The 19,847-nt window shown below is 48.2% G+C and carries 12 protein-coding genes; 4 read left to right on the top strand and 8 right to left on the bottom strand.

Annotated elements, in window-relative coordinates:
- Positions 1 to 11 precede the first annotated feature (11 nt).
- Positions 12 to 755, bottom strand: a complete 744-nt coding sequence (locus tag MHH25_RS24190) for a methyltransferase domain-containing protein (protein ID WP_340018351.1) — start codon at positions 753 to 755, stop codon at positions 12 to 14.
- Between the two features lie 233 nt (positions 756 to 988).
- Between MHH25_RS24190 and MHH25_RS24195 the strand changes: the two genes are divergently transcribed.
- The gene (locus MHH25_RS24195) at positions 989 to 1,864 is read left to right on the top strand and encodes a DUF72 domain-containing protein (RefSeq protein WP_100527765.1); all 876 of its coding nucleotides are present in this window, start codon (positions 989 to 991) and stop codon (positions 1,862 to 1,864) included.
- Between the two features lie 190 nt (positions 1,865 to 2,054).
- On the opposite strand, the gene MHH25_RS24200 is transcribed toward MHH25_RS24195, so the two are convergent.
- The 7 genes from MHH25_RS24200 to MHH25_RS24230 form a co-directional block, all read right to left on the bottom strand.
- Positions 2,055 to 4,235 (bottom strand): glycoside hydrolase family 88 protein, encoded by a 2,181-nt coding sequence (locus tag MHH25_RS24200; protein WP_340018352.1) that lies wholly within the window; start codon positions 4,233 to 4,235, stop codon positions 2,055 to 2,057.
- 58 nt (positions 4,236 to 4,293) lie between these two features.
- Positions 4,294 to 5,115, bottom strand: a complete 822-nt coding sequence (locus MHH25_RS24205) for a polysaccharide deacetylase family protein (RefSeq protein WP_340018353.1) — start codon at positions 5,113 to 5,115, stop codon at positions 4,294 to 4,296.
- Positions 5,116 to 5,132: 17 nt separating this feature from the next.
- Positions 5,133 to 8,486, bottom strand: coding sequence for a glycosyl hydrolase (locus MHH25_RS24210; RefSeq protein ID WP_340018354.1), 3,354 nt, complete (start codon positions 8,484 to 8,486; stop codon positions 5,133 to 5,135).
- 239 nt (positions 8,487 to 8,725) lie between these two features.
- Positions 8,726 to 10,231 carry an extracellular solute-binding protein gene (locus MHH25_RS24215; protein WP_340018355.1) on the bottom strand — a complete coding sequence of 502 codons (1,506 nt, stop codon included), beginning with the start codon at positions 10,229 to 10,231 and terminating at the stop codon, positions 8,726 to 8,728.
- Between the two features lie 18 nt (positions 10,232 to 10,249).
- On the bottom strand, positions 10,250 to 11,137 hold the full coding sequence (locus MHH25_RS24220) for a carbohydrate ABC transporter permease (protein ID WP_017692544.1): 888 nt from the start codon (positions 11,135 to 11,137) through the stop codon (positions 10,250 to 10,252).
- Positions 11,138 to 11,149: 12 nt separating this feature from the next.
- Positions 11,150 to 12,079 (bottom strand): sugar ABC transporter permease, encoded by a 930-nt coding sequence (locus MHH25_RS24225; protein WP_026081491.1) that lies wholly within the window; start codon positions 12,077 to 12,079, stop codon positions 11,150 to 11,152.
- Between the two features lie 333 nt (positions 12,080 to 12,412).
- Positions 12,413 to 14,818: an AraC family transcriptional regulator gene (locus MHH25_RS24230; RefSeq protein WP_340018356.1), complete on the bottom strand. Its 2,406-nt coding sequence runs from the start codon at positions 14,816 to 14,818 to the stop codon at positions 12,413 to 12,415.
- A 215-nt stretch (positions 14,819 to 15,033) separates the two neighbouring features.
- Between MHH25_RS24230 and MHH25_RS24235 the strand changes: the two genes are divergently transcribed.
- The 3 genes from MHH25_RS24235 to MHH25_RS24245 all read left to right on the top strand — a co-directional run bounded on the left by MHH25_RS24235 (position 15,034) and on the right by MHH25_RS24245 (position 19,756).
- Positions 15,034 to 16,389 (top strand): dipeptidase, encoded by a 1,356-nt coding sequence (locus MHH25_RS24235; protein ID WP_340018357.1) that lies wholly within the window; start codon positions 15,034 to 15,036, stop codon positions 16,387 to 16,389.
- Between the two features lie 1,049 nt (positions 16,390 to 17,438).
- Entirely contained in the window at positions 17,439 to 18,014 is a 576-nt protein-coding gene (locus MHH25_RS24240; protein ID WP_340018358.1) for a TetR/AcrR family transcriptional regulator C-terminal domain-containing protein, read from the top strand.
- 155 nt (positions 18,015 to 18,169) lie between these two features.
- A complete protein-coding gene (locus tag MHH25_RS24245; protein WP_340018359.1) occupies positions 18,170 to 19,756 on the top strand; it encodes an oleate hydratase in 1,587 nt (528 codons plus the stop codon).
- The last annotated feature ends 91 nt before the right edge of the window (positions 19,757 to 19,847 follow it).

Here is a 19,847-nt window from a genome sequence, read left to right on the forward strand (position 1 = left end):
ACTGTCTCTGTTCACTCCACAGGACGATGACCAACAAAAATCATACGCGGAGAAGTCTGCTCGTCATATTTCTCTTCGTCATAGCCGCCATGTACCTGATCTACGTGAAGTTCAGCTTTACTTAACAGCTCACTCAGTTGATCCTTTGTATACAACTTCACACGTTCCTGATATACCCGCGGTTCATGTCCGGATGTGGTATCCGTAATGCGAATTTCCTTTTGCACAAACCCTTCCTCAATCTTGCGATACTCCTCAATCCGCTGCCCCTCATCCTCTCGAACGGAGTGCTGCACCAGATGCCGAGTCACATAAGCCGTATTCATAAAATCAATTATAAAGCTGCCACCCGGGCGAAGCATACGATGAATGGCACGTAATACTTTCAGTTGTTCTCCGTCCTCCAGGAAATAACCAAACGATGTGAACAGATTAACTACAGCGTCAAAGCCACCTTTCAGCGGCAGTTCACGCATGTCTGCGTGACACCAAGATACTCGGTGTTCGGTGTCCATTAGGCGCGCTTCATGTAGAAGCACATCGGACAGATCAACTCCGGTCACTCGCAATCCTGCATCAGCAAGTGCCATGGAGTGCCGTCCCATACCGCAGCATAGATCCAATACTTCAGAATTGGGCTCAAGCTTCAACCAATTAATCATTTTATGTACTTCCTGATGGGCACCCTGCACATCCCGGTGCTTGTATACGAGAAGATAATCTTCTCCAAAACTCTTTTCATACCATTCCGTCATCCATTCTCGCCCTCCACTTGGTCACTGGCTCTCTATCTGTAGTACGCTATGTACAGGCCTGATCATTTCCACTAGCTTTAATGTATTGTAACGTCTTTATTCTGCAAACTCAAAAAATTCCAGTAATTTTCCAACATTGAAGAGCCAAAATGCACACGATATAATGTTAGACATATGCCTGCAAATCGGTTAATTAATAAGAGGTTGTTCAAAAAGCAACAGGAGGTGTTCTTATGATTCACATCGGACTTACCGGATGGGGGGATCAGGAAGATCTCTATCCAAACCGTACCAAAGCCAAAGACAAGCTCAGTCTATACGGACAATACTTCTCCACCGTGGAGGTGGATAGTTCCTTCTACGCCGTTCAGCCGCGGGATCGAATGGCACGATGGGCTGCCGAGACGCCCGAATCCTTTGCTTTTATCATCAAAGCCTATCAGGGAATGACCGGACATCTACGGGGCAAGCCCTACTTCACCAGCACGTCGGAGATGTATAAGGCTTTTCGGGAATCACTGGAACCGGTCATTGAAGCCGGCAAGATGCAGGCAGCCTTGTTTCAATATCCGCCTTGGTTTGAGTGCAATAAAGACAACGTGAAAGAGCTTCGTGAAGTGAAACTTCGAATGGAAGGTATTCCGTGTGCCCTCGAATTCCGTCATCGTAGCTGGTATGAAGGTGACATGCGCGAGCGGACGCTTTCGTTCCTGAAAGAGCAAGGCTGGATTCACAGTGTCTGTGACGAACCTCAGGCAGGTCTAGGTTCTATCCCCATCGTGCCACAGGCGACGGATTCGGAGATGACACTGGTTCGCATGCACGGACGCAATGTGTCCGGGTGGCATCAGAATGGTGCGCCTAATTGGCGCGAGACCCGTTATTTATACCGTTACAACAAGGAAGAATTGTTGGAATGGAAAGGGTATCTGGAGCAATTGCAGGAGCAGAGCAAGGATGTCTATGTTATTTTTAATAACAACTCCGGTGGAGATGCAGCGGCGAATGCCCAGATGATGATGGACCTGCTGGATCAGCCGGTGAAGCCTTTCCCTGACCGTTCTGAACCGGAGAAGGAAGAAGGACCGGAGCAGCTAGAATTATTTTGATCCGTGTTCATAATTCAGTTATTTCTATTATTGGGTGAAGGTAAGTGTATTTATCATTGCTATTATGCAGAGCGGATTCGATATTGGAAACAAACTAAAAGCGGCAAGCCTAAGGGCATTGCCGCTTTCTTTAGCTGGTAATCTATCTATAGAAGGCTATCCACATACAGCCGTTTCGTTGTGTCAAACATCAGCGCTGCGCGGCTGTAACCGAAGAATCGATATGCGCCTCACGGAGCTGCTGGTTCATTTTATGCACTTCAATGCCTGCCAAGAGCACAATGCCAATCCCATGGGTATCGTTCAGATTCCATCCCAGATCATCGCGATAATACAAGGCGGTAAACGAGTACCCGGAGCCCCGGCATACCCCATATATATTGCCTTTATAATCAATCGACAAGCGCGTTATGCCTTCCCATCCTCTGCGCACTGCCTCCAGATAAGACTCTGGCTGTTCCAGCCAGCCTTCCCGAATACCACGGGCATAAGCGTAGATGAACATGGATGTGCAGGAGGTTTCTTCATACGAATCTGGGCGGTTCAGCACCTGATGCCATAGTCCATTTTCCCCTTGCAGCGCCAGATAACCTTCACTTAAATCACGATAGAACCGTAATAGTTCCGACCGTTTCACATGATCATGTGGCAGGATGGATAACAATTCGGTTAATGAAAATAGCACCCAGCCGTTCCCCCGTCCCCATGGAATACCTGTCGCCCGACCACGCACAAAATCATACACATGGGACATGATCTGTTGTTCGGGAAGATAGAGGTATTTACGGAACATCAGGAACTGATTAACCGCATCATCCCAGTACGTCCCATCGCCTGTTAACTGACCGTAACGCATCAGAAAAGGTGTACTCATGTACAAGTCATCACACCACATCGTTTCCTGACGCATCTCTCCACTGCCGCGAACCCGGTAAAAGGCACCATCCTCCAAACGTTCCTGCTCATCCGTAATGTAGCCCGCAATCCGATCCGCAGTATCTCTTCCCCCACGAATATCACCCAACTCCATCGCAGCAAGTAGCGTAGACCCAAACGAACCGCAATCATCCAGACTGTCGATGGCAGACAGCTGATTATTAATCCCTGCAGCACCGTACCCTTCCCGATCCCACAGACCATAGCGGTCAAATGAAGTACTCAGTTCAATATGTTGCCGCACGTACTGAATGTAATCATCCCGTCCCAATTCCTGTCCCGTCTGGAGTAGTCCAAGCAGGGTAACGCCGAGCGGATAATTCCACTTTCCGTAATGTGTATTTTCCAGATAGGGACGAACATGGGTGTCGGGAAGATCTACCCGCCAATACACACCTTGTGCGCCATCATCAAATACGGTATCTGTTCGCACGATGTCGGCATGCGATGGTTCAGCAGCACCGGGAGCAAACACACCCGTGTACAGCCAGGGGTCAGAGCATCCCGCAACCGGATGAGGCGATTTCAGTCTCCAGCCTTTGGAATCCGAGCTCTCGGCATCTTCCAACGTGAATCCCCATGAGCCGCCAACTGCCTGGATTTCACCTTTCGCCACCAGATCGGATGTACCGTAACGGCGAGGAAGTTCAACGCGGAAATTACCGCTGCTTCCAGCAGAGTATACTTCCGTGCCATCCACATACAGAGTCAAAGCTCCATCATGACGACCTTTTAAAATAACTGGTGATGTTCCTGGCAAAGTTACATCCAATCTGGACCAGGCGTAGGCAACAGCTGGCTTTTCTGTACCAAAGATGCGGGCAAAAGAACCCATGCTCTGCTCCTCATCTGTCCAGCCCCTGCGCGGATACCAGGTAAGACCCGTTTCTTCTTCTGTCATGCCGTCACGAGGAAGAGATACTACAGGTTCATCGACGGGTTCCGAATATAACCAGCCCTCCTGACCTTGACGATCTGCCCCAGGAGTGAGGAAGTGCAGCGGGAAATTTTTGAACGAGGCTGTTCCGTAGATACCGCCGAATCCCACTTCTGTTTTGACAAAACACAGCAATACATCATTCCAGCCATAGTTCACGGAAATCGGAATCTGGGTTCTTCGCTCGGGAAATAATTCCTGCAACAGCTCAGACTTGAATACCTCTACACCGTTCACGTAAATCGTCACCGGACTATAACAGTTCAGGCCCGTATTTAACGTTGCATTCTGCTCGCTCCATAACTTGCCCCATACATACACGTATTGCCCTGCATGCGCCTCTACGCATTTCTCATTCAGATTCAGGTCGTAGCGGTAGTCCCCACGTCTACGAACACCTCCCTGATGATAGGCTCTGAACAAAAAGGAATGTTTCGGATGATCGCCAATATAACGCTGAGCCACCGTATTTAATATATCCGGAATTGAATCGTACACCTTGCCTGCAATCGCCTCGTTCTCATGAAAATAACGAATGATCGTCAGCTCCCTTCCCTTATACCTTGATTCGTTCGCTTAGCCGCAATGTCTCTCCGCCCTGCACTTCAACAACCTGCTGATCTGCCGTGAACCAAACCGGGATGGCAGACGGATTATGGATGATGGAGCGATCTGCTGAACACTCCAATCGTTGCACCGCTTTCCAATAGGCAATCACTTCGATGTTCGTGGCATACCAGATATCGTCCCTGCCGCCAATTTGCTCACCAAACTGTTCGATGATCTCCCAATTGTCGTTGTCATTGAACTCATAACTGTGACCCCAGACGTAGAGTAATAGTGGCGTACCTGTTTTGGAATGTTGGATAAAACGTTTGGCATGCCCCGCCAGATCATGGTTATGATGACAGGTCGGGTGCCATTCAAGCGGCCGATCTGGCAACGTGTATCTGCCATGTGATTCAACGGTACGGGCATAATCAATGCCAAGCCACTCCAGCTTTGTACTTAACGCACGGTCGTACCCTCCGTTGGGATAAGCCATGCCTCGTACAGGATAACCGACAACCTGCTCCAATGCTTTTCGGTCTTCGATAATCTCTTCGGTCAATAGTTCATTCGGAACATAAGGCAGCGTAGGGTGAGTAACCGTGTGAACGGCTACTTCATGTCCCGTATAAAGTTCAGCGACTTCCCCAGCCTCAATGCGGCCTGGAGTACCCAGGGTACCGGAGTTCAGATTAAAGGTTCCCCGCAGGCCATACCGATTACAGATTTCCACCAGTCTGCGATCATGCACCACTCCATCGTCATAACTGAGCGTTAACGCTTTCATCACACCACCTGGATAGCGGTCAAACTGAATACGATGTCCCATCCCTTACTTCCACTCCTTTATCCCAATTCTTCAACAGGTACATGACCTGCATCCTGTAATCGATGATGTTCCGAATCAAAATACGTACCTTCCAGCAGGCCGATCAATGTGTTGGTAATCCGCACTTCAATGTCGTTGTCTCCCGGACGCAACCAGGAGGTCTCTCCCTTCCAACGATACGGAGACCAGCATCTCACACCCAGACTATGTCCGTTCACCCGCACTTCCGTCACATCCTGCACACGCCAATCGCTAAATTCCAGTTCAAACGAGGTAATATCTTCCCCTGACTCATCCAGCCAGAACGTGCGTTTATAACTCATTTCCCCGGCAAAATGGGGATACAGCAGCTGCGGTTCAGGTCCGATACGAAGGGCCGTATCCGATTCCCGCACAAGCGAAGCCATGCCTTCATGATGGAACTCCACGCCGAATCTTCCCTGTAGATACAGGGGATCCACGATACCATCCTCATCTTTGGTTACCTGCACAATCACCGTCATTTCGTTGAGACCGCTATGCAGCAGCTCCGTAATGTCACAAGCGATGTTATTGTGATCGGTTATTTCGATTGGATCGAACTGTTCTTTTCCAAGTGGTTGCCCATTAATCTCCATGGACCAAGTGCCCGAGATCGCCGCTCTGTCCATGAATAAAAGGCATGCAGGCAATGCCGTTCTCAGTTCAAATGTGGTCGTATAACGGCACTCGATCGGGTAAGCAACGGATGCCTTTTTCGGTGTGCCAAATACCTGATTAAACTGGACTGGCAGATGCTGCTGCTCCGATAATTCTGCCGCCTGATCAATAAACGGTTTTACAGCTACATGCTGGCTTTCCAGAATCACACTATTAACATTGGAAGCCTGAAGATGGAATTGTCCCATTCGCAAAATGTTAGGCTGCACCGTTTCGAGTCGCCATGGCCCTTCCGAAGGGACCATGATCTTACAGGCTTGATTAGCTCCTGCCAATACATCCGTTACGAACGCCGAACCCGTTTTGTCTGCTACATCCACCTTCGTTGTTAATGCCTCTTCCTTCGCAGGTTGTAAAGTAAGGCGTACAGCATGCGCTTCATAAGGCGCCAGTGTTAGTGAAATGCACCATTCCCCACCACTGCTCGTATACGGCAATGTCTGAAGCTGCCCTGTCTCCAGATCGAGTCGTTCTACCACCAGACAAGCACCCTCTGTCAGCTCCGTTCCATCCCACAACTGTCTGGTGACCAGCTTCAATTGTCCCTTCAGTTCCTGACCCTCCTGATTGGTCAAAAAAACCATATGCTCCCCAGCCGACAATTCACGGGTGTGCATCAGCAGGGAGGCACTTTCCTCCTCCATGATCCAGCAGATGGGTTCCGGCAATTCCTGATCGAGCAGGAGAGAGATTAGCTCCAGCGAAAAGTCATCTCCTTGCCCCGTTCCTGCGGGTAGAAAATAAGCATTCCCCTCACCCTGATGCCACATGGTTTCACGGTTATCGTGATCTGTTGTCACGTTACGGCCCCAGTACACCTCTTCCGGCTGCTCGCCCGCACCAAAGAACTGGGCAGCTTCATCTCCCTCCGGACTTCCCGGCTGAATCGCAATATGCGGAGGCATCCCAACAGAGATGACAGTTCCTCCCTGCCGAACAAATCGCTTCACCTGTTTCCAGGCCGCGGCCTCCAGATTCAGCATCGGTGGCAGAATCAATACGTCATAACGGGCAACGCCAAGCTGAATGATGCCATCCGTTAAGTCAGCTTCAACCAACAATTCGGGGTCAAGGTGATCATAGTCCCGTCTGTTTTCGAGCAGATGGGTAGTAATCCGCATCCAGTCCTTCGTCAGACGCTCCAGTTGCACCCGTTCTGATTCGTCCTCGCCGCTATACTCAAATCCATGCAGCGGATTACCCATCAGACTCCAGAATGTCGTCGTTGGGTCAAGCACGGCAATACGAATGTCTGCTGTTCCGGTGCTCATGAGATAGCTCAACCGTCCGGTGTAATCCCCTAACTGCCGGAAATGCTTCCAGTAGGGATTCTGCAAAAATTGAGACGGTGGTGCGTCATGCTTCGCAAGCCCACCAATCGTATAGAAAAAGGCGTGAAAGTTATAGAAATTAGTGCCCATGGCGGCCATTCGATCAATCATCCATTTCGCATCCTGTAGCGTCATCGACCAGCCTACACTATGAAAACATTCAATCAGATTGCGGCTTCGGCCCAATTGCCGGGCAAGCGAACTGACCATCTTGGGATTGTCACGCATCTTTTGACCATATCGTTCCAGAATCCACGATAAGGATCGTCCAATTTTCTCATGGGCCGAATCACCACCTGGCATATGACTGAACAACTGGGTGGTCATCCGTACGCCAGGCACCTCTGCCGCGTACTGGATTCCTGCTTCCTCACACCAATCATGCACCTGTTTGTGATAGGACTCCCTGAGAAGCAGGTGCAGTGACTGGTAATAGTCATACCGAATACGATGCGCGTCCGGAACATCACCATATAACAGCGCCGGTAGCGAATCGATCAGACTATAACCACAACGCTCGCTGAAATAACGGGGAAGCTGTTGCGACCAGGGGATACGACCCAGCGGTGCAATCTCATCCGAGAACATGCCTTTGATTACGCTTTCAAATTGATCTCCAACCGCTGACTTATAACGCTCATGTGTCAGTTCAATAAATCTACTCATCGCTTCCTTGTGGCAAGGATCAACAAAGTTGCCGTAATATTTGAAATCATCGATCTCCATTTCCTGAAATATAATCAACTCCCAATCACCCGGGGGAACATCCCACAACAAGCGGAACGCTGTTCGGTAGGTGAAGAACCGCTTGCGGTTATACGATGTGAGTCCGGTCTCCTGATACACCTGATCGGTCTGGATATTACCGATTTTGCTGCGCAAGTCAATGGATTCATGCCACAACCGGTTGCCCTGTTCATCCTTGGGAATCGCCTTGGCAACCAAGACTCGTCCCCATGGTAACTCCAGATCCACAGCTTCTCCGCCCTGAACCACCAACTGATGATGTACGAGCTGTCGCTGCTTCGCTTCAGGGAAATCAAGGGTCACTTCCCCACCAGCCATCCCACTTGGATATGGATATTCGTCATATAACCATACTTGCATGCCGTGAGCAGCCGCCGCTTCCACTGCAATCCGCACCTTATCAAACCACGCTTCCGACAGATAGGGAATTTGCAGTCCCTGACGTGGACAGATGAAGAATCCACCTACACCTTGCGCCGCCATCTCAGCCACTTGCCGCTTTATCTGTTCTTCTTCCATATCCCCGTTCCAGAACCAAAAGGGATGAACCCGGTACTGCGCCTCGGGATTTTCAAAAGCATCCCCGTTCCACATGTTGCCTTCCTCCCTGCGTGTCCAAGAGTGTGTGGTGTCCAGCTTTACCAATAACGTTCATTTCAGTTCATATAGGTTTGTTTTGTTTTGATTATACATCAAAAACCATATTCAGGAAGTCATAATTTCCAGAAAGTTGGATGAAATTTTGTTCGCGAATCAAGCCATTACAGCGATAAGGAAAGCCCGGCTGTTTCCCCTACACTGAAGGCACGGCTACCGGGCTTTGGCTTATAAGACTACTTCAGTGCAGCATACAGTTCATTAACTTCTTTCACATAATCGTCTCCGCCATTATTCTTCCAAAGGGCAACAGCATCTTCGAATCCTTTCTCATCAATCTGACCTACGATATATTTGATCCGTGCATCGTTGATGATATTGTCCAGCTGTGGTCCTTTCTGAGCGTAAACATCAGAGATCAGCGGTTCGCCAGGATTGGCAATGACAATCTCTTCGTTGGCTTTCTGCACCTGTGCAACCTTTTCACGGACAGGTGTCTGTTGGACACGAAGCGTTCTGTCCTCCGGCACAAACATCAAAATCTGATTTAAACCCTGCAGGTCGCGGAGCGCAAGCTTGTCAGTGCTCGGTATGATGTAGTCTTCTTTTTTCTCATACTGCTTGCCTTCCATTCCGTTGTACAACAATGCCTGCAACTCCGGTTCATTCAGCTGATCCAGAAAGCTCAGTACCTTCTTCAGGTCTTCTTCCGTTTTGACACTGCTTTTGGAAATGGCAATCAGGCCTGAGTAACCGGACGTTGGCATATCACGCAATCCCTTTGGACCTTCCATCGCTTGCAGCACATCCACACGTCCTGTCGCATTGGGGTCTTTATCGAGTATTTTCTGATCCATGCGCTGTGCATTATCTGCTACATCCACCATGACACCTGCTTGACCATTCACAAAAGGATCAGGCAGTTTCGTTGCATCCATCACGGCAAAGTCCTTGTTGACCAGACCTTCACTATAAATTTGACGGAAAAATTTCAGAGCTTCCATGTATTCTGGTGTCTCATGCGCCGGGATCAGGCCTCCGCTGCCATCATCTCCCCATTTGTTGGGTGCACCGAACCATACCTGCATGTTATCCCATGGGCCCGTGAACTTGCTGGCAACCAGACCATACGTATCATCCTTGCCGTTACCGTCAGGATCATCTTTCGTGAACGCTTTCAATACATTGTAAAATTCATCAATCGTCTTCGGCTCTTCCAGACCCAACTTCTCAAGCCAATCTTTGCGGATTGTGACCCCATTACGTCCTAAGGCGCGTGCCCGGTAGATCCCATAGGTTTTGCCATCGATTGATGCATTGTTGGTGATGATTTCATTCAGTTGACTCAGATTCGGATAATCTTTCAGATAAGGACCAAGCTCCCAGAATGCTCCGGTTCGTGCTGCATTAATAAAACTTGGAGACTTCCCTAACACCACCATAATCTGAGGCAGCTTTCCTGAAGCCAGTGTGATGTTAAATTTGTCTTCGTACGAGCTGCTTGGCACCCACTGCAGGTTCACATCCACCTTGGTCAGTTCTTCAAGCTTCTGGATGACCGGGCTGTTCTCCGGCGGATTCTCCGCTTCAAAGTTCGGCAGCATAATGGTAATTTCGTCTGTGCCACCGGCAGCGCTCCCTGAACCTGTTTTATCCGTGGAGCATGCTCCCAGAATTGTACTCAATACCAGTGACGCAGAGAGTAGCAGTGCACCTTTTTTGAATTCCGTTTTTTGTCCCATACGTTCTCCCCCTTGGCTTTAACCTTTGATTGAACCTAACATGACACCTTTGGCAAAATGCTTCTGCAAAAACGGATACACCAGCAAAATCGGAATGGTACCTACAACGATCACCGCCATTTTGATTGACTGCTCTGGTGGCTGCACAAAATTGGGGTCCATGTTAGCCATATCTCCGACACTGGCTTGCGAAAGTAACACGATCTGTCTCAGCATGACTTGCAGCGGCCATTTGTCACTGTCGGAAATGTACAGAAGTGCCGAGAAAAAATTGTTCCAGTGGCCTACGGCGTAGAACAAGGCAAACGTGGCAATGACTGGCTTTGATAAAGGCAGAACAATTCGCCACAGCACCCCGAGATCTGAACAGCCGTCGATGCGGGCCGCTTCCTCCAGCCCGGGCGGCATTTGCTGAAAAAAGTTTTTGACAACTATTAAGTTAAAAGCGCTGATCGCGCCAGGAAGCATAAGGGCCCAGTAAGAATCGAGCAGTCCCAGTCCACGAATGACGAGGTACGTTGGAATCATGCCACCACCAAATAACATCGAGAAAATCACCATGTTCATCATGACGTTACGACCCCAGAAGTCACTTCTGGATAGTGGATAGGCCATCGTTAGAGTGAAGAACAGATTGACCAGTGTACCTGCCACCGTGATGAAAATGGAAACACCAATGCTGCGAAAGATCGTGGACGATGAAAAGATATACTCATACGCGCTGAAGGAAAACACCTTCGGAATGAGGAAAAAACTACGTTCGGTGATCTCGGCTTCCGTTGCGAAAGAATTCCCTATAATATACAGGAACGGAAGGACGGTTAATATGCCCAGAATCCCCAGCATGACGTAATTGAAGATATCAAATACCTTGCCGGCAGGGCTGTTGTATAGACGGCTGTTCATGGGCGCTCCTCCTTAATAAATTCCGGGATGGCCGAATTTTTTCGCAAGTTTATTACTGCCAAGCACCAGAATAATCCCCACCACAGACTTGAATAGTCCCACAGCGGTACTGTAACTGAATGCACCTTGCGTGATCCCCACCGTATACACATACGTATCAAAGACGTCTGCGACATCCCGGTTGAGGGAGTTGGTCATCAGATAGATCTGCTCAAATCCGGTATCGAGGAAGTTCCCCAATCTGAGAATGAGCAAAATGACTATGGTCGTACGAATGGCTGGAAGCGTGATATGCCACATCCGCCGTAATCGTCCTGCGCCATCCACAATGGAGGCTTCATATTGCTCCGTATCGACACCTGCGAGGGCTGCCAAGAAGATAATTGTGCCCCATCCCATCTCCTTCCACATCATCTGAACAATAATAAGCGGGCGGAACGAACCCGGGCTGGAGAGTACATCAATGGGCTTGCCTGTAATCCAGGCGATCAGGTCGTATAACACCCCCCCCTGCGGGGTCAGGAACACGTACGTGATACTCGCGATAATAACCATCGATACAAAATGGGGTACATAGACCAGCGTTTGAATCGTTCTTTTGAAGAAAGCGACCCGAATTTCATTTAATAACAAAGCGATAATGATTGGTGCCGGGAAAAAGAAGATGAGATCATACAGGGCAAGGACCAGCGTATTGCGTAATAGTCGGAAGAAGTCCGGATTGGAGAAGAAGTTCGTAAAGTTCTCTAGCCCTACCCAGTTACTCTCCCGGATGCCCAGGAAAGGCTGGTAGTCCTGAAAGGCAATGATGATCCCCCACATGGGCAAGTATTTAAAGATGACAAAGTACAAAAAGCCGGGAAGCACAAGCACATATAACCATTTGTTTCGTTTGATCTGTCTTTTCCAATTGGACTCCTGTTTTAATGGTCTTGTTGCCATATCCGCTTGAGCAGTTGCAGTGCCGTTGGTATTCCAGTCCGTCTTCCCGTTCATCATGTCTCCCCTCCCTCAACTATGTAAGCGTTATCAATTAACCTGTTATTCAGACTATACAGACGCCTGGTTTCCGGCAACCTTCATTTTTTGCATTGCTACGACATGATGGCCGAAAAGCCCGCTATAACGCCATTTTCACAAGAAATTGCACATAACGTAGCGGGTAGAATTGCACATTTTTGCGGGTTTATCCTTCTTTGTATCACGGTAAAAAAAAGAAAAAACCGGCATCCGCTAAAGCCGAATGCCGGTCTGAAATGACAAAGATATAAAAGGTTATTGTCCAAACCATTGATCGCGATACTGACTCGGGGTAACTCCCTCCTGTTTCTTGAAGATCCGATTAAAATAACTGTGCTGATATCCCACAGCCGCTGCAACATCATTGATTTTCATCGTTGTCTCCCGCAACAATTGCTTCGCCGCATCCATTCTCACACGTGTCAAATAATCAATAAAGTTGATGCCCGATACCTGTTTGAAAGCCTTACTCAGTGCATAGGGTGTCATCTGCTCCTCGTCAGCACAATTCTCCAGCGAAATGTCGCTGCGGTAATGTGTATCGATATACAACATCGTTCGTTCCACCACCAGTTTCAGCGGTTCCTGCGATCGTACCTCAACCTCTTGTATATAAGGTATGAATACCTCATTCATCATCCATTGTCTCATCTGTATAGGTTCACGAATACCGGATAAGCGCTCATACATGTTGCTACCACCAAACAGCTTATAAGGTGTGACTCCCGTTTGCAGCATCATGTGCTGAATGCTACCGAGCAATTGAAGCATCATCTGTTGCACCTGAAATTCGGTACTGCCCGTCCGCGTAATTTCACTCATGAATTGTTCCAGCACACGTTCCGCTTCGGTTTGTTTGCCCAGCCTGACCGCCTGTAACAACTCCCGTTCCAGCCCAAGCGGATAGGAAGCCGCTTCATTTCTGCAGAAACACGCCTCATCCTCCAGATCGAGAATCTGACTTCCTTCCTCCACACTGCGATAAGCCACGGCCTGTTCCATCTCGACGAATCGTCCGGGCAGTTCCTGAAGTGAAGCTGCCGGGCGACTGACCATCAAGGTCACCTTCATTTTGAGCGTACGTCCAATGACCTCCACCAGTTCCCGTCCCCATAACAGCGCTTGTGACTTCACAGGTTCGTCCTGGGGAGCGATCACAAGCATGGCGGAAGACAGGTCATGGAAGTTCATGACACTGATCTGCCTGAAATAATTTTTCGCAACTTCCTGTGTAATATTCACTGCTGCAAAGGTGACTAATCCCGTGTCTTGGCTTCCAAATCTGCCTTGCAGCTGCTCGTACCCCGTAAAATACATCTGCACCAGCAAATACTGCTGGCCCTCCAGTTCAAATCCGAGATGACGCATGCGCTGCTGGAGATCCTGCTCGTTATAGGCGTATAGATGGCCCTGGACAAGTTGTAAAACAAAGCTATCGCGTAGATGGGGAAGCTGCTCTTGCAATTGGCGATGTGCCGTAACACTGCGGGAGGTCAGTTCGTTCCACTGTTGCTCCAGCAGCTCAAACTCATCCAGCTTGGCATCCGTTGGTGTTGTTTCGGTTCTGCCAGGCGTAAGCAGATGCAGCATCCGTGCTACAGGCGAATAGATGCGGCGGGAAGCAAACCAGGATAACAATAATCCCAGGATGAGACTGCCTGCACTCGCAATGACGATGATTTTGGATACCAGCTTGACTGGCGAAGTGACTGAGGTCAGAGGTGCTGCGGAGACATAAGTCCAGTCTGAATCGATCCGGCTCAATGAACCGTATGAGACAGAATAGGTCTGATCCTCATATCGGAACAGGAATGAGCGGCTGCCCGCATGCAGGGCTACTTCTTCTTTTAGCTGCTGCTCAAAAGCAGAAGTCTCTCCCGCCGTTCCCGGATTACCGGTAACCAGTGTGTTTCCTTCCTGATCCATGAGGAACGTTAACCCTTCGTCGTATGGAGTAAGCGTTTTCAATAAACTGGCGACTTTCTCGTTATCCAGCGTGATGATCAGTGCACCAAACGGATTAATGCTCTCCCCCGGTATCTTATGTACTAGAACCAGTGCATTGCCTGCATCCGTATGCAGTGGACTATCGTTGGTCGAAGGTTCGGTATCACTGTTGATGCTGGAAACCCAATCTGTCCAGTACACGTGGTTCCCCATGGAAAGGTATCGATCATAGGCTTGTACTTTCGCTTCATCGTTCAATTCGGTATAATCCCGATTAAACAAGATTGGCTTAGGCTCTTGTAAATACAGCTGTGCTGACTTGATCAGTGGATGGGAACCTTGTAATACATATAAGGTAGTCACAATCTCCTGCGTCTCATTAAAATAATACACAAAATCCAGCGTTCGCAAAGCATTGCCAAACCTCGGTTCAAAAGCCCAATGGGATAAGTTCATCTCCAGATAAGCCAGCTGGTCATCCACATTGCGTGCCCGGTTCTCGATCTGGTTCTGATGCATCTGATTGAACTCGGTTTCCATCCGGCCAACAACCTGTTGATACATGACGATACCTGTGATTAGTCCGGGAATGCTGGCAATGAGTAAAATAAGCATGAGGCTGTTTCGATAAAATCGTCCTTTATGCCTTCCAGCCTTCAAATCGGATAACCGCTTGAATCTGCCAAATATTCGATCGCTCCTAGTCGGTTCCATCGCTGCTCACCTGCCTGCTTGCATCGGGTCTGACTGTCATGGAAACTTCCTCAACTCCCCTGAGAATATATGGATGAAATCCTTTTCTTGTATTATACTCACAATCCTCAGGTGAATGAAACGATCTGTAACCGATCATTTTTTTAACCAATGTTTTATTAACATGACAAAATGGATTACAATGAGATATAGCAAACATGAAGGAGGCCTTTTTAATGAAAGAACAGACTTATTTTGAACAAAATAGAGAAAAACACCTGGCAGAATTGAATGAATGGTTGTCCATTCCAAGTATCTCTGCCATTTCAGAGCATAAAGAGGATATTAATCGTGCAGCACAATGGGCAGCAGATGCGCTCACACGTGCAGGCATGGAAAACGTAGAGGTCATTCAAACGGCTGGACATCCGATTGTCTATGCAGATCACCTGCATGCACCCGGCAAACCGACAGCTCTGATCTATGGACACTATGATGTACAACCTGTAGACCCCCTTAATCTGTGGGACACGCCTCCTTTCGAACCTACCGTTCGTGATGGCAAGCTGTATGCCCGTGGTGCAACGGATGACAAAGGACAGATCTTCCTACATATCAAGGCAGTTGAAGCCATTCTCGCCGAAAACAAGGAACTTCCAGTTAATATCAAGTTCTGTATCGAAGGCGAAGAGGAAATCTCCAGCCCGAACCTGCCCATCTATCTGAATGAACATACAGACAAGCTGCGTGCAGACATGATACTAATCTCGGATACGTCCTTGCTTGAAAAAGGTAAACCGGCGATCTCTACAGGCCTGCGCGGCCTTTGCTCGCTTCACGTAGATCTGAACACAGCCAATACCGACTTGCACTCCGGTTCATTTGGTGGCGGTGTACCCAACGCACTGCACGCACTCGTATCCTTGCTCGCTTCGTTGCATGATGAGCAAGGCCGTGTAAGTGTAGATGGTTTCTACGACGGCGTACTGCCACTGTCTCCTGAGATGAGAGAAGAATTTGTGAAACAGGGCTTCAATGAAGAACAACTTCGTCAAGACCTCGGGTTGGAGCAATTGTACGGTGAAGAAGGTTACTCGTTCGTGGAACGTGTTGGCGCTCGTCCAACATTGGAACTGAATGGCGTATGGGGTGGTTTCCAGGGCGAAGGCAGCAAAACGGTTATTCCGAAGGAAGCTCATGCCAAAATTACATGCCGCCTCGTTGCGGATCAAGATCCACAACATGTATTGGATCGTATCGAAGCACATCTGCGCGCTCACGTTCAACCAGGTGCAACGCTGCATGTGAAACAGATCGAAAAAGCTTTTGCTTTCAACACCGATCCTTCCAATCCAATTCTGCAAAAAGCAGCAGACGCGTATGAGCACGTGTATGGCGTTCGTGCCCTCTTTACCAAAGATGGCGGCTCCATTCCGATTGTTGAGAAACTCTCACGTGTACTCGAAATCCCTGCTGTTATGATGGGCTTTGGCTTGCCGGATGAGAACCTTCATGCACCGAACGAGCACTTCAACCTGGAGAACTTTGATAAAGGGTTGTTGACGATTGTTCAATTTCTGAAGAGTTTGTAATCATCGTGTTTAAAACCAGATCATGAGAGCGTGCTGAGTGGACGTTCCGGGGCCGAATCGTTCTTTAGATCGCTGTTATCGTCGGATTTTTTGGATTCCCCTTCTCAAAGGGTAAAATCCGACGATAAAGGCGAACGCTCCGCTTCTTCAGAATCGATTTCGTCCCCTTCATTACGTTGCAGCTTCTCGCATGACTGATTTTAGGATTGAGCCTAACTATTGAATGGTTAGTGTAATTAGGAGAACAAAAGGACGGCCTTCGGGTCGTTTTTTTGATTTATTTTGTTTTTTTGTTTTTTTGATTTTGTTTCTTGTTTCTTGGTTCTTGTTTCTTTGATGAAATTGTAGTTTTTTTGATGGTTGCTTTTTATGATGGAGACGATGGAGGCTTACTTTTAAAAAGGTTAGTGTATTAGTGATAACAACATGGTAGCCCTATAGGCCGTTTCTTTGATTTTGTCGCGATCGTTACGTTGTAGCTTTATCATGGTGCTTTAGAGGGTTGGGTCTCACTTTGATGGGTTAGTGTGATAGATTACCTTAAGGATGGGCTACTGAACACTTTTTCGATTTTTTCTCGATAACTTCGTTATCATTGTTCCTATGACTGATTTTATAGACGAGGTCTCGGTTTTAATGGTTTAGTGTATGGGAGATAACATACGCGACGGCTTATCGGCCGTTTTTTTAGATTGATCGGTATCCTTCACTAGGTTTCAGCTTTTACCCTGACTGGGCTACTTTATTGTGACTGGTTTTAGACGACGGCTAACTTTTAAGGAGTTGTGATGAGATAACTCAAGCGAAGGCCTTAGATGTTTATTTGAATCGATTGATATTCAGTACTTAGAATGAACCTTATGGAGTATGATGTGGATCGGGTAACGAAGATGTTGATAGCTAAAGGGGTTTTGTGGATGGGAGGGTCTTTCGGGATTCCTGCGTTTTGACTTGCTTATGTTCAGCGACTTCGGCGCGGGACTTTTGCCATGAGTGTTTACCTGCTGTTGCGCCCCGGCAAGCTAATCCAAAATGATGAGGTGAATGTTGTGTCTACTTCTCACCTGACCAAAAATGCGCTGGCTCACTCGCTTAAATCACTGATGGAGCATACTCCATTGAACAAGATTACGGTCAAACATCTGGTGGAGAATTGCGGAGTGAACAGGCAAACCTTTTATTATCATTTTCAGGATATTTACGCGCTGCTTGGGTGGATCTATCAGACTGAAGCGGTGGAGAGTCTTACGGAGTACCGAAGCTACAGCACATGGACGGACGGATTCTATAAAATCTTTTGTTACATCGAGAACAACAAACCGTTCTGCTGCAACACACTCAACTCGCTCGGGCGTACCCACCTGGATGTATACCTCTATGAAGTAACCCATGATCTGATCATGGGTGTTATTGATGAGCTGGCCTGTGGGATTAAGGTCTGCGGTGAAGACAAAGAGTTTGTCGCCAACTTTTATACCCTGGCTTTCACCGGGCTGATCATTCAATGGATGAGGGGCAACATGCAAGAACCGCCAAAACAGATTATTGAGAAGCTCAGTGAGCTAATCGAAGGTAATGTCCTGAGAGCACTGCACAGGTATGAGAATAAGCTGCCATCCACTTAAGGATGCGCGGCTTTTTTCACATGTGATCTATGTCTAGGTTTTAGACACTTTACTACAAGTGACCAAAAATTGGACACTCCCTTTCTTTTGATCATACCTTACGGAACCTGCAAGGTTTACATTAGGGATGTGATTACAGTAACTTTTGGAGGCGAATGATCGTGAAGAAAGAACATGGTAATAAACAGGTCTATTTTGTAGGCGGCGGCATTGCATCTTTGGCGGGTGCAGCTTATCTGGTTAGAGATTGTGGCTTTCCTGGAGAACACATTCACATTATCGAAGAAATGCCGATTCTCGGCGGCAGCAATGACGGTGCTGGTAATCCCGATCAAGGATATATCATCCGCGGCGGACGGATGCTCAATGACGAGGCCTATGAGAATCTGTGGGAGTTGCTGGCTTCCATCCCTTCCATCGACCGTCCGGGCATATCTGTCCGACAGGAAATCACCGAATTTGACGATGCCAATCCCACACATTCCAATGCCCGGCTCATCAACCGTGACGGCAAGGTCGAAGATGTGCTCTCCATGGGTTTTGATATGGCGGACCGGTTGGCGATGGGCAAACTGATTATTACTCCTGAAGACACGCTGGGTAAATTGCGAATCAACGACTGGTTTGGCCCTCATTTTTTCAAAACAAACTTCTGGTATATGTGGGCGACCACCTTCGCTTTCCAGCCTTGGCATAGCGCCGTGGAATTCAAAAGATACATGCTTCGCTTTTTTCACGAATTCCCAAGAATTCAAACGCTGGAAGGTGTCACCCGCACACCGTTCAACCAATATGACTCGATTATCCTGCCATTGCATAACTACCTGGAGCCGTTTGGCGTAGATTTCACCCTGAAATGTACGGTTACCGATCTGGATTTCAAAGACGGAGACGGCATTACGGTAAGTCGGATGCATGTGCTCAGGGAAGGTGAAGAGGAAGTCATTGACATCCTCGAAGGTGATCTCGTCATTGTCACAAACGGTTCGATGACCGAAGGGGCCGATATCGGCTCCATGACTTCCGCACCAAAGCTGAATGGCAAGGGCAGCTCATGGAAGCTGTGGGAGAACATTGCCGCCAAGAAACCGTTGCTGGGCAACCCTTCTTCTTTTAATGATCATGTGGATGAGTCCAAATGGGAATCGTTTACGGTCACCTTCCAGGATTCGGTCTTCTTTGATCTGATGGAGAAATTCACACGCAACCGGGCAGGTACCGGTGCTCTGGTTACTTTCAAGGATTCCAGCTGGTTCATGTCTGTCGTTCTCGCCTTCCAGCCGCACTTCCGTGGTCAGCCGGAGCATGTCAACGTATTCTGGGGATACGGATTATCCCCGGATAACGTGGGCGATTACGTGAAGAAAAGAATGTGCGACTGTACAGGGGAAGAGATTATGCAGGAGTTGATCGGCCATCTTCATTTCCAGGAAAATCAAGAGGCCATCATGGCTACCGCCAACTGCATTCCTTGTATGATGCCATACATTACAGCGCAATTCATGCCTAGACTAAACAGCGACAGACCGAAGGTTGTGCCTGAAGGCTCCACCAACCTGGCCTTCATCAGCCAATTCTGCGAGATTCCCGATGACGTGGTATTCACAGAAGAATATTCGGTCCGAGCAGCACGAATCGCGGTATACACTTTACTTGGAGAAAATCGTCCAATTGAGCCGATCAATAAGTATCAGTATGATGTTCGGACGCTGTTCAGTAGTTTTGTGACTTCGTTTAGATAACTAGTTATATAGAGGATTCAGACATTAGATGAATGAAGGAATGTTGGATGGATCTGTCGATGGGGATAGATCTTTGGAGATATCTATAGAA

This window comes from Paenibacillus sp. FSL H3-0457 (genome assembly GCF_037981725.1).
Lineage (GTDB): Bacteria > Bacillota > Bacilli > Paenibacillales > Paenibacillaceae > Paenibacillus > Paenibacillus amylolyticus.